This window comes from Pseudomonas sp. PA1(2017), from assembly GCF_001945375.1.
Taxonomy (GTDB): Bacteria; Pseudomonadota; Gammaproteobacteria; order Pseudomonadales; family Pseudomonadaceae; genus Aquipseudomonas.
This window is the reverse complement of sequence record NZ_MSXU01000015.1, coordinates 101,454-113,612: the sequence shown is the minus strand read 5'-3', so window position 1 is coordinate 113,612 and position 12,159 is coordinate 101,454. Positions and strand designations below refer to the sequence as shown.

At 64.8% G+C, this 12,159-nt stretch carries 9 protein-coding genes; all 9 read left to right on the top strand.

Going from position 1 to position 12,159, the window contains the following annotated elements; all coding sequences use genetic code 11:
- Positions 1-30: 30 nt before the first annotated feature.
- The 9 genes from BVH01_RS21180 to BVH01_RS21140 all read left to right on the top strand — a co-directional run bounded on the left by BVH01_RS21180 (position 31) and on the right by BVH01_RS21140 (position 12,136).
- On the top strand, positions 31-2,433 hold the full coding sequence (locus BVH01_RS21180; RefSeq protein ID WP_075932225.1) for a PAS domain S-box protein: 2,403 nt from the start codon (positions 31-33) through the stop codon (positions 2,431-2,433).
- A gap of 12 nt (positions 2,434-2,445) precedes the next feature.
- Positions 2,446-3,075: a response regulator transcription factor gene (locus BVH01_RS21175; RefSeq protein WP_075932224.1), complete on the top strand. Its 630-nt coding sequence runs from the start codon at positions 2,446-2,448 to the stop codon at positions 3,073-3,075.
- 217 nt (positions 3,076-3,292) lie between these two features.
- Positions 3,293-4,402 carry an ABC transporter ATP-binding protein gene (locus BVH01_RS21170; RefSeq protein ID WP_075932223.1) on the top strand — a complete coding sequence of 370 codons (1,110 nt, stop codon included), beginning with the start codon at positions 3,293-3,295 and terminating at the stop codon, positions 4,400-4,402.
- Positions 4,403-4,446: 44 nt separating this feature from the next.
- Positions 4,447-5,481 carry an ABC transporter substrate-binding protein gene (locus BVH01_RS21165; RefSeq protein WP_075932222.1) on the top strand — a complete coding sequence of 345 codons (1,035 nt, stop codon included), beginning with the start codon at positions 4,447-4,449 and terminating at the stop codon, positions 5,479-5,481.
- Positions 5,482-5,596: 115 nt separating this feature from the next.
- A complete protein-coding gene (locus BVH01_RS21160) occupies positions 5,597-6,844 on the top strand; it encodes an ABC transporter permease (RefSeq protein ID WP_075932221.1) in 1,248 nt (415 codons plus the stop codon).
- A 159-nt stretch (positions 6,845-7,003) separates the two neighbouring features.
- Positions 7,004-7,831 carry an ABC transporter permease gene (locus BVH01_RS21155; RefSeq protein WP_075932220.1) on the top strand — a complete coding sequence of 276 codons (828 nt, stop codon included), beginning with the start codon at positions 7,004-7,006 and terminating at the stop codon, positions 7,829-7,831.
- 152 nt (positions 7,832-7,983) lie between these two features.
- Positions 7,984-9,351: a sigma-54-dependent Fis family transcriptional regulator gene (locus tag BVH01_RS21150; protein ID WP_075932219.1), complete on the top strand. Its 1,368-nt coding sequence runs from the start codon at positions 7,984-7,986 to the stop codon at positions 9,349-9,351.
- 177 nt (positions 9,352-9,528) lie between these two features.
- Positions 9,529-10,677 (top strand): iron-containing alcohol dehydrogenase, encoded by a 1,149-nt coding sequence (locus BVH01_RS21145; RefSeq protein WP_075932608.1) that lies wholly within the window; start codon positions 9,529-9,531, stop codon positions 10,675-10,677.
- An 85-nt stretch (positions 10,678-10,762) separates the two neighbouring features.
- Positions 10,763-12,136, top strand: a complete 1,374-nt coding sequence (locus tag BVH01_RS21140; protein ID WP_075932218.1) for a hypothetical protein — start codon at positions 10,763-10,765, stop codon at positions 12,134-12,136.
- The last annotated feature ends 23 nt before the right edge of the window (positions 12,137-12,159 follow it).

Sequence of the window (12,159 nt, the reverse complement as noted above, 5' to 3'; positions counted from 1 at the left end):
GCGGCCTCTCAATCTTTCCGGTGCCTGTGCATGATCCACCGTTGGCTGTTTCTATTGATAGTGAGCCTGCCCACGGCGCTGTGGGCCGATCAGCCACCAGCGGCGCCGGCGGCGATCTTCGATACGACGCAGCAACGCTGGCTTGCCGACCATCCTGTACTGCGCGCCGGCGTGGTGCTGCAGCCACCCTATGCCCAGCTCGACCGCCGCCTGCATCGCCTGACCGGCGCCAATGTGGAGGTCGTCACTACCCTGGCCGCGCTGATGGGCGTACAGGTGCGATGGCGCACCTTCCAGACGACTGAGGAGTTGGAGCAGGCGCTGCGTAACGACCAGCTCGACCTGGCTGCGGGCCTCAGCCAGACGCCGGCCGGGCTGAAATATTGGGTGTTTTCCGACCCGTTTCTGCGTGTATCCCATCTGCTGATCGGCGAACGCGACAGCGGCGGCGCGGTCGACCTCGAGCAGCTCGACGCCCGCTCACCGGTTGCCCTGAAGGTTTCCGACGCGGTGCTCGACTACCTGCGCAGCAGCTACCCGAAACTCAAGCTGGACGTCACCAACTCACCGCGCCAGGCGCTGCAGCGGGTGCTCAACCAGCAGGCCAGCTATGCGGTGCTCGACGAAGCCCAGCTGGGGCGCCTGGCCCGGGAGCCGGAGTTTCTCGGCCTGGCCATCGTTGGCGATATCGGCTTTCCGCAGTTGCTGCGGATAGCCACCCGGCGTGATCTGCCTGAGCTGTCGGCGATCGTCGACGTGGCCCTGCGCAGCGTCTCGGCGCGGGAGCTCGATGATCTGCACAACCGCTGGTTGCCGCCGAGCTACCTGCAGCAGGAAAGCTCGTCGAGCTTCTGGCGTGGCATCAGCCTGCTGCTCGGTCTGCTGTTGGTGTTTGCGCTGCTGCTGGCGCTGTGGCTGCGGCGCCAGCGTGACACCCTGGAGTTTCGCCTGCTTGCCGCGCGCCATGAGGTCGAGCTGCGCGAGATCGCCCGCGATGCCCTGCGCCTGTCGCAGTTCTCCATCGACAACAGCACGGTGGGCATCCTCTGGGTCAACTGGGACAGCCACGTGCGCTACGCCAACCACGCCGCCGAAACCATGCTCGGTTATCGCAGTGGCGGCCTGGTGGATCGTCCGCTCAGCGATTTCGAACCGGGGATGAGCATGGACCGCTGGCTCAACCTGTGGCGTCTGGCGCGCAGGGGCGACGAGCGACCGCCGAGTTTCGAGACCGAATGCCTGCGCGCCGACGGCAGCCGCCTGCCGGTGGACGTGTCGTTGAGCTTTCTGCAGTACCGCGATACCGAGTACCTGGTGGTGTTCATCACCGATGTCACCGAGCGTCGCCGCGCCCTAGCTGCCTTGCAGGAGAGCGAGGCGCGCCTGCAGGGTATCGCCTCCAACGTGCCCGGCGTGGTGTTTCGCCTGGAGCGCGCGCGACCGGGGGATCCGGCGCTGTTCGCCTTTATCGGCGAGGGCAGCGAGAGCCTGGTCGGCTATCGGGCGTCCACCCTCCTGGCCCCCGATCACGGCCTGCGCAGCCTGGTGCACCCGGACGACAAGGCCGATTACCATCGCGTCCAGGAACAGGCCTTCGACAGCGACAGCGACTGGCACTGGCAGGGGCGCATGCTCACCCACACCGGCGAGTCGCGCTGGGTCGACATCAAAGCCATGGCCCGGCGCCTGGCCGACGGCCGGGTGATCTGGGACGGCGTGGTCTGGGACATCAGCGACAACAAGCGCAACGAGCTGGCGCTGGCCGAATCCCAGGTGCGCCTGCGCGATCTGTCCGCGCACCTGGAAAGCGTGCGCGAAGAGGAAAAGGCGCGAATCGCCCGCGAGGTGCACGACGAACTCGGCCAGGTGCTCACCGTGCTCAAGCTGGAAACCTCGATGTGCGAGTTGGGGTTCGCCGACCTCGACCCCGGCCTGCGCGAGCGCCTGGACAACATGAAAAAGCTGATCGCCAACCTGTTCCAGCTGGTGCGCGACGTGGCCACTGCCTTGCGCCCGCCGATTCTCGACGCCGGCATCGCCTCGGCCATCGAATGGCAGGCGCGGCGTTTCGAAGCGCGCACGCAGATCCCGTGTCTGGTCGAAGTGCCCGAGCACGTGCCGCCGCTGAGCGACGCCAAGGCTACCGGGCTGTTCCGCATCCTTCAGGAATCGCTGACCAACGTCATGCGCCATGCCCAGGCGCACACGGTGACGGTGCGCCTGGAACTGCTGGGCGACAGCCTGCGCCTGTCGATCAGCGACGACGGTCGCGGCTTCGATCCGGCCGCCATACGCGCCGACTCCTTCGGCTTGGTGGGCATGCGCGAACGGGTGCTGATGCTCGGCGGGCAATTGAGCCTCGACAGCCGGCCCGGCGAAGGTACTCTGTTGCTAGTCAGGGTGCCGCTGAGCGAGTGTGCAGCCGATGAATAGGAGGTTGAGCGCGTGATCCGAGTACTGGTGGCCGAAGACCACACCATCGTCCGCGAGGGCATCAAGCAGTTGATCGGCATGGCCCGTGACCTGCAAGTGGTCGGCGAAGCGAGCAATGGCGAGCAGTTGCTGGAAACCCTGCGGCACACGCCGTGCGAAGTGGTGCTGCTGGATATCTCCATGCCCGGCGTCAACGGCCTGGAGGCGATTCCGCGGATTCGTGCGTTGAGCCAGGCACCGGCAATTCTGGTGCTGTCGATGCACGACGAGGCGCAGATGGCCGCCCGCGCCCTGAAGATCGGTGCGGCGGGTTATGCCACCAAGGACAGCGACCCGGCACTGCTGCTCACCGCAATCCGAAAGGTCGCCGGCGGCGGGCGCTACATCGACCCCGAGCTGGCCGACCGCATGGTCTTCGAGGTCGGCCTGACCGACTCCCGACCGCCCCATGCGCTGCTGTCGGAGCGGGAGTTTTCGGTGTTCGAGCGTCTGGTGCAGGGCGAGGGCGTCAACGAGATCGCCGCCCACCTGGCGCTCAGCAGCAAGACCATCAGCACCCACAAGGCCCGTCTGATGCAGAAGCTCAACCTGCATTCGGTGGCGGATCTGGTGCGCTACGCGGTCGAGCACAAGTTGGTCTGAGCGCGCCGCATATCCATCCGCGACATGCTCTGCGGCGCGGCGCCGCATGGCACCATCACTGTCACGCCGGTACTTATCCAATCGCGACATCGCTGTAGGGATTGCCCTACAAGCGTCTTTCCGCCTGCCTTATAGCAAAGTGTCAGCACGCCCGATTTCCAGCTTCAAACGCCAGTTCTAGTCTTGGGGCACGGTAGAACAACAGGCAGGTGCGGTGATGGGCGACACTTCTTCGAGCGACATCCTGGTCAGCTTTCGTGGCGTGCAAAAGAGCTACGACGGCGAGAACCTGATCGTCAAAGATCTCAATCTGGATATTCGCAAGGGCGAGTTCCTGACCCTGCTCGGGCCGTCCGGCTCCGGCAAGACCACCAGCCTGATGATGCTGGCCGGCTTCGAGACGCCCACCGCCGGTGAGATCACCCTGGCCGGCAAGCGCCTGAACAACGTGCCGCCGCACAAGCGCGACATCGGCATGGTGTTCCAGAACTACGCCTTGTTCCCGCACATGACGGTGGCCGAAAACCTGGCCTTCCCGCTCAGCGTGCGCGGCATGAGCAAGGCCGACGTCGGCGAGAAGGTCAAGCGCTCCCTGTCCATGGTGCAGTTGGACGCCTTCGCCGGTCGCTATCCCGCACAGCTCTCCGGCGGCCAGCAGCAGCGTGTGGCCCTGGCCCGTGCGCTGGTGTTCGAGCCGCAGCTGGTGCTGATGGACGAGCCCCTCGGTGCGCTCGACAAGCAGCTGCGTGAGCACATGCAGATGGAGATCAAGCACATCCACCAGCGCCTGGGCGTGACGGTGGTGTACGTGACCCACGACCAGAGCGAAGCGCTGACCATGTCCGACCGCGTCGCCGTGTTCCACCAGGGCGAAATCCAGCAGATCGCCCCGCCGCGCGAGCTCTACGAGTCGCCGCGCAACACCTTCGTGGCGCAGTTCATCGGCGAGAACAACCGCTTCGCCGGCGAGCTGGTCGAGCGCACGGGCGACACCTGCACCGTGCAACTGGGCCGGGGCGAGAAGGTTCAGGCGCTGGCGGTCAACGTCGGCCAGCCCGGCGACGCCGTCAGCCTGTCGATCCGCCCCGAGCGCATCCGCCTGAACGCTGCGGCCGAGGGCTGCGATAACCGCTTCTCCGGCCGTGTATCGGAATTCATCTACCTGGGCGACCACGTGCGTGTGCGCCTGGAGGTCTGTGGCAAGACCGACTTCTTCGTCAAACAGCCGATTGCCGAGCTCGATCCTGCGCTCGCGGTCGGTGATGTGATCCCGCTCGGCTGGCAGGTCGAGCACGTTCGCGCCCTCGATCCGCTGTCGGCGGAATGATCGGCGTTTTGCGCATTACCACAGCACTTGGAGCCAACATAAAAATGTCGAAGATATTCTCCCTTTCCGCGCTGACACTGGGCCTGGTCTGCGCTGCACAGGTTCACGCTGCAGACCTCACCGTCATCAACTTCGGTGGCGCCAACAAGGACGCCCAGGTCAAGGCCTACTACCAGCCGTGGGAAGCGGCCGGTAACGGCAAGATCATCGCCGGCGAGTACAACGGCGAGATGGCCAAGGTCAAAGCCATGGTCGACACCAACAGCGTGTCCTGGGACCTGGTCGAGGTCGAATCCCCCGAGCTGGCCCGTGGTTGCGACGAAGACCTGTTCGAAGAGATCGACTACGCGGTAGTCGGTGACAAGAAGGCCCTGGTGCCGGGCGCTGCCTCGATGTGCGGCGTCGGCTTCTTCGTCTGGTCGACCGTCATGGCCTACAACGCCGACAAACTGAGCACCGCACCGACCAGCTGGGCGGATTTCTGGGACGTGAAGAAATTCCCGGGCAAGCGGGGCCTGCGCAAGGGCGCCAAGTACACCCTCGAATTCGCCCTGATGGCCGACGGCGTCGCGCCGAAAGACGTCTACAAGGTGCTGGCGAGCAAGGACGGCCAAGAGCGCGCGTTCAAGAAACTCGACGAGCTCAAGCCTTACATCCAGTGGTGGGAAGCCGGCGCCCAGCCGCCGCAGTACCTCGCCTCGGGTGACGTGGTCATGAGCTCGGCCTACAACGGCCGCATCGCCGCCACCCAGAAAGAGGGCAGCAGCCTGAAAGTGGTATGGGACGGTGGCATCTACGACTTCGACGCCTGGGCCATCCCGAAGGGCGCCAAGAACAAGGACGAGGCCATGAAATTCATCGCCTACACCCTGCAGCCGGAAAACCAGAAGACCTACTCGGAAAACATCGCCTACGGCCCGGTGAATCCGAAAGCCGTCGACCTGCTCGACGCCAAGGTCGCCGCCGACCTGCCGACCGCACCGCAGAACATCGCCAATCAGGTGGCCATGGACGTGACCTTCTGGGCCGACTTCGGCGAAGTGCTGGAGCAGCGTTTCAACGCCTGGGCCGCCAAGTAACGGCGCGCAGCGGGGCAGGGCGTGAGCGCCTTGCCCCTTCGCTTCACGGAGCGCTGGCGTATCGGCGCTCCGGCTTTACCCCCGAATTCTTACTGGCTTCACCGGAGTTATCCCCATGGCCCTAGCAGTGCCCAATGCCGAGGTCGCCGGCCCTACGCTCAAGCAGCGGCTGGCGCGCGCCGAGCGGATGAATCGCCTGAAATCCCAGGCCCTGATCCTGCCGTTGGTGCTGTTTCTCGTGTTCACCTTTCTGGTGCCGATCGTGGCGCTGCTCAACCGCAGCGTGGATAACCCGGACGTGGTCGGCTCGCTGCCGCGCACCGTCGAAGCCATCGACGGCTGGGACGGCCGCGGCCTGCCCGAAGAACCCGTCTACAAGGCACTGGCGCTGGACCTGGCCGACGCCCGCGAACAGCAGAAGCTGGGCGACCTGTCCAAGCGCCTGAACATGGAGCTGGCCGGCTACCGCAGCCTGCTGGCCAAGACCGGCCGCTCGCTGCCGTTCGAAGCCGAGCCTGCTTCCTACAAGGATGCGCTGGAGTCCTTCGACGAGCGTTGGGGCGACCCCGCCTACTGGCAGGTGATTCGCCGTAACAGCAGTTCCTGGACGTCCTATTACCTGCTCGCTGCTCTGGACCATCGCATCGACGACTCCGGCGCCGTGGTCAAGACCACCCCGGACCAGGCCATTTATCTCGACATCTTCGCCCGCACCTTCTGGATGGGCGCGGTGATCACCGCCATCTGCCTGGCGCTGGCCTATCCGCTTGCCTATCTCTTGGCCAACCTGCCGACCCGCCAGGGCAACCTGCTGATGATCATGGTGCTGCTGCCGTTCTGGACCTCGATCCTGGTGCGCGTGGCGGCCTGGATCGTGCTGTTGCAGTCCGGCGGGCTGATCAACTCGGCGCTGATCAAGCTGGGGCTGATCGACCAGCCGCTGGAGCTGGTGTTCAACCGCGCCGGGGTGTACATCTCCATGGTGCACATCATGCTGCCGTTCATGATCCTGCCGATCTACAGCGTCATGAAGGGCATTTCGCCGACCTACATGCGCGCCGCGATTTCTCTGGGCTGTCACCCGTTCGCCAGCTTCTGGCGGGTGTACTTCCCGCAGACCCTGGCCGGTGTCGGCGCGGGCTGCCTGCTGGTGTTCATCCTGTCCATCGGCTACTACATCACGCCTGCGCTGCTCGGCAGCCCGAGCGACCAGATGGTCAGCTACTTCGTCGCCTTCTACACCAACACCACCATCAACTGGGGCATGGCCACCGCGCTGGGCGGCTTGCTGCTGGTCGCCACGCTGCTGCTCTACGTGGTGTACAGCTGGTTGGTGGGTGCGGGTCGGTTGCGTCTGGGTTAGCAGTCGATTGAAAAACGTTAGCGAGGCAGCCGCTACGAGGCGAACGAGACGAGAAAGCGGAGTGTACTTTTGTACATGAGCATTTCGAGGAAGGTTCAACGAAGTAGCGGCAACGCAGGTAGTTTTTCAGCGACCTGCTTATGGAATGGAGAATAGAAAATGCTGAGCCCCTACATGTCTCCTGTTGAGCGCGCCTGGTACTACGGTCTGCGCCTGCTCTGCGGCCTGGTGCTGTTGTTCCTGGTGCTGCCGATCCTGGTCATCGTGCCGCTGTCGTTCAACTCCGGCACCTTTCTGATCTACCCGATGCAAGGGTTCTCGATGCGCTGGTACGAGGACTTCTTCGGCTCGGCCGGCTGGATGCGCGCCCTCAAAAACAGCATGATCATCGCCCCGGCGGCGACCGTGCTGGCGATGATTCTCGGCACCCTGGCTGCGATCGGCCTGACCCGCTCGGAGTTTCGCGGCAAGGCGCTGGTGATGAGCCTGCTGATCTCGCCCATGGTGGTGCCGGTGGTCATCGTCGGCGTTGCCAGCTACCTGTTCTTCGCACCGCTGGGCCTGGCCAACGGCTACCTGTCGCTGATCGTGGTGCACGCGGTACTGGGCGTGCCCTTCGTGATCATCACCGTGTCGGCGACCCTGCAGGGCTTCAACTACAACCTGGTGCGTGCGGCGGCCAGCCTTGGTGCCTCGCCGATCACCGCGTTCCGCCGGGTGACCCTGCCGCTGATCGCACCGGGCGTAATCTCCGGCGCGCTGTTCGCCTTCGCCACGTCGTTCGATGAAGTGGTGGTCACCCTGTTCCTCGCCGGCCCCGAGCAGGTCACCCTGCCACGGCAGATGTTCAGCGGTATCCGCGAGAACCTCAGCCCGACCATCGCCGCCGCGGCGACCCTGTTGATCGGCTTCTCGATCCTGCTGCTGCTGACCCTGGAATGGCTGCGCGGGCGCAGCGAAAAGATGCGCACTCAGGTCGGCGAATAAGCGTTTTCGCGGCGTAGCCGTAGCCGCCGCAGCCCTTCGGGTTGCGACGGTTTTTTTACGCCGTCGTTTTCGCTCGCGCCCTGGCTGGTTGTCATGCCTGTCGTCGTCTGCGAGTACACTGCCAGGTCCTCCGCCCGTACCTGGAAAGCCCGATGGATTTCGACGACCCCAGTTTTCGCGAGTTGCTCGACGCGCTGCACGACGGCGTCTACATCACCGACGCCGACGGCATCACCCTCAAGGTCAACGGCGCCTACGAACGGCTGACTGGCCTGCGCAGCGAGGATGTGGTCGGCCAGCACATGCAGGCGCTGGTGGAGAGGGGCGTAATCTCTCAGTCGGTGTCGCTGCGAGTGCTCAAGGAGGGCAGGGCGCTGTCGCTGATGCAGAGTGTCAGCCAGGGCAAGCGCCTGCTGGTCAGCGGCACGCCGATTCTCGATACGGCCGGCCGCGTGCGTTATGTGGTCAGCACGGTGCGCGACATGACCGAACTGCTGCGCATCAAGCACGAACGTGATGAACTGCAGCAGCTCAAGCAGTTGCGCAACAGCACCGCGAAGCTGCACGCCGGCCAGCGTGACGATTTGCTCGAAGCCTCGCCGGTGGCCAACCTGCCGGCTTCCGGGCGCCTGTTCGCCCAGGCCCGGCAGGTGGCCGCCAGCGACGTCAAAGTGCTGCTGCAAGGCGAAACCGGCGTCGGCAAGACGCTGATCGCCCAGTACATCCACAAGCGCAGCCCGCGCGCGGCTCAGCCGTTCCTGGCACTCAACTGCGGCGCGCTGCCGGAGAACCTGATCGAGGCCGAGCTGTTCGGCTATGTGGCGGGTGCCTTCACCGGCGCCGGCAGCAAGGGCAAGCGCGGTCTGCTCGAGCTGGCCCATCAGGTCACGGTGTTTCTCGACGAGATCGGCGACCTACCGCTGGCCCTGCAGGTCAAGCTGCTCAAGGTGATCGAGGAGAGCCGCTTCATCCCGGTGGGCGGCCTGGAGCTCAAGGAAGTGGACGTGCGCATCATCACCGCCACTCACCATGACCTGCGCCAGATGGTCGCCGAGGGGCGCTTTCGCGCCGACCTCTATTACCGCCTCAACGTCGTGCCGATCCATATTCCCGCGCTGCGCGAGCGGCCGGAGGAAATCCAGCCGCTGCTCGATTTCTACCTGGCCGAATTCAACGTTCGCTACGGGCGCGAGCTGACCTGGGGGCTGGAAGCGCTGGATGCGCTCACCGACTACGCCTGGCCCGGTAATATCCGCGAGCTGATCAACCTGGTCGAGCGCCTGGTGGTCACCTGTAGCGGCGAGGCCGTGGAGCTGTTCGACCTGCCCGAGGAGATGCGCCTGTCTGCGGTGGATGCGGGCAATGAAAGCCTGCCGCTGCGCAAGCAGGTGGAGCAGCTCGAGCGGCGGCTGATCCGCAAGGCGCTGGTGCAGCACAAGACCACCCGCGAGGCAGCCAAGGTGCTCGGCCTGAGCCAGGCGACGCTGGTACAGAAGATGAAGCGCTGGGAACAAGGCTGATTGGGAAATGGATCAAATGGCAGGCCCTTGATCCATTTCCTGATCGCACGCCAGTGCCGCTAACCTGTGACAGATCGACGCAACCCGTCTACCACGAGGGTTTCGCCAGACTGGCACAGGAATCGCTATGACAGGCCCGAACCCGTCCCGCAAGACAACGCATAAAAGGGCCTGATGATGACTACCTCCGCCTTCAAGATCGCCAACAAGTTGCTCACCGGCCAGGGCGCCGTCGAGCAGCTGGCCAGCGAACTGCCCCGCCTGAATGTCACCAACCCGCTGATCGTCACCGACGCCATCCTGATCAAGTCGGGCACCGTGGACCACGTGCTCGAGCAGCTCGGCGAGCGCGCCTACGGCATCTTCGACGGCGTGGAGCCGGAGCCGGAGATCGCCATTGTCGAAGCCTGCGCCAAGGTTTACCGCGACGGCGGCCACGATGGCCTGATCGGCGTCGGCGGTGGCAGCGCCATCGACATCGCCAAGGCAGTGGCCGGTTACGTTGGTCATGACGGCGCGCTGGAAGAGCTGTTCGGCGTTGATCAGGTCAAACGCAAGGGCCCGCCGCTGATCGCCATCCCGACCACCGCCGGCACCGGCTCGGAAGTGACCAACGTGTCGATCCTGTCGGACAAGAAGGCGCAATTGAAGAAGGGCATCGTCAGCGACCACCTGCTGCCTGACGTAGCCCTGGTCAGCCCGGTAATGACCCTGACGTGCCCGCGCAGCGTGACCGCCGCAAGCGGCGTCGATGCCCTGGTGCACGCGGTGGAGTCCTACCTGTCGGTGCATGCCTCGCCGATCACCGACGCCCTGGCTATCGGCGCCATCAGGCTGATCGCCAAGGCCCTGCCCAAGGCCTACGCCAACCCGGCCGACCTCAAGGCACGCGAAGACATGGCGACCGCCAGCCTGATGGCCGGCATGGCCTTCGGCAACGCCGGTGTCGGTGCCGTGCACGCGCTCGCTTACCCGCTAGGTGGGCGCTTTAACATCGCCCATGGGGTCAGCAACGCCTTGCTGCTGCCCTACGTGATGGCCTGGAACAAGCTGGCTTGCGTCGAACGCATGGCCGAGATCGCCGCCGCCCTGGGCGTGCAGACCCATGGTCTGAGTGACAAGGCCGCCGCCGACCTGGCCGTCGAGGCCATGGCCGAGCTGTGCGCCAGTGTCGACATTCCCAAGGGCATGCGCAGTTTCAACGTGCCCGAGGACGCCATTCCGGCCATGGCCGAGGAGGCCAGCAAGATCGACCGCCTGATGCGCAACAACCCGCGGCGCCTGACCGCCGGCGACATCGAGCAGATCTACCGCGCCGCTTACTGAATCACCTGCTGCACCTGATGAAAGCGCCCCGATTCCGTCGGGGCGTGCTGGTTTACGACCGATACTAATAACACTGGTAATCCATATGTCCGAACTGCATCAACAAGGCCCCGAAGCGCCTTACACGCCCCTGGGGCCATTCAAGCTGCGCCTGCCCTTCATCCACTACCGCTTCGAACTTTCCGACTACATGCAGGGCCTGCTCATGTGTGCGGTGGACCTGGCGGCGATTCCGCTGATGACCGAGTTCCTCGGCATGCCCTTCGAGGTGGCGCTGGCGGTGGTCATGCTCAACGGCCTGCTGTACCTGGTGCACCACCTGCTCGGCGACCCGGTGGTGCCGGGCTGGATCACCCCGGCCATCCCCATGCTCATGGCCTATTGCGCCCAGTTCCCGGAGGGCCCTGAGCGGGTGCATGCGCTGATTGCCTTCCAGCTGATGCTGGGGGTATTTTCCATCGGCCTGGGCATGACCGGCATGGCGCGCAAGGTGGTGTCGCTGGTGCCTTCGGCGCTCAAGGCGGGGATCATCATGGGCGCCGGTCTCAGTGCGGTGGTCACCGTGTTCAAGGAAGGTGGGCGCTTCGACGCCTTTCCCTGGACCATTTCCATCGCTATCGGCGTGGCCTTCTATCTGGTGTTCTCCCTGCATTTCCAGGAACTGAAGAAGCGCAGCCGCTTCTGGTGGAATTTCGCCAAGCTGGGCATTTTCCCGATCATCCTCCTGGCGGTGATCGTCGCGCCGATCTTTGGCGAAGCGCCTTGGCCGAGCATCGAGTGGGGCATCAGCAAGCCGGACTTCGTCACCCTGTGGCACGAGTACACCGTGTTCGGCCTCGGCATGCCGCCCTTGATGATGTTCCTCACCGCGCTGCCCACGGTACTGGCCGCCTACCTGGTGGTATTCGGCGATGTACTCAGCAACAAGGCGATCCTCGAGGAAGGCGGCAAGGTGCGCACCGACGAGAAGATCGATTTCAACCCCAACCGCTCGCACCTGATCTTTGGCGGGCGCAATGCCTTCATGAGTGTGTTCGGCCCGGACGTGGCCATGTGCGGGCCGCAGTGGGCGGCCATGCAGGTGGTGATCACCGAGCGCTTCAAGGGCGGCCCCAAGGCGATGAAGTCCATCTACGGCGGCGTCGGTTCGTTCCGCTGGGGCACCAACACCGGCCTGCTGCTGTTGCCGGTGGTCACCCTGGTGCAGCCGATCCTCGGCGTGGCGCTGGCGCTGACCCTGCTGATCCAGGGCTACGTCAGCGTGCGCCTGGGCATCATGGAAGCGCGCAGCCAGCGTGACCTGGGTATCGCCGGGGTGATCGGCGCGGTACTGGCGATCAAGGGCGCCGCCTGGGCGTTCGCCATCGGCCTGGGTCTGTGCGTGCTGATCTACGGCACCCGCTTCTTCCGTGGTGAGAACGACCAGACCTTTAGCAAGGACCTGCCGCCGGCAGAGTGACCGCTTTCAACCCCATCAGTACC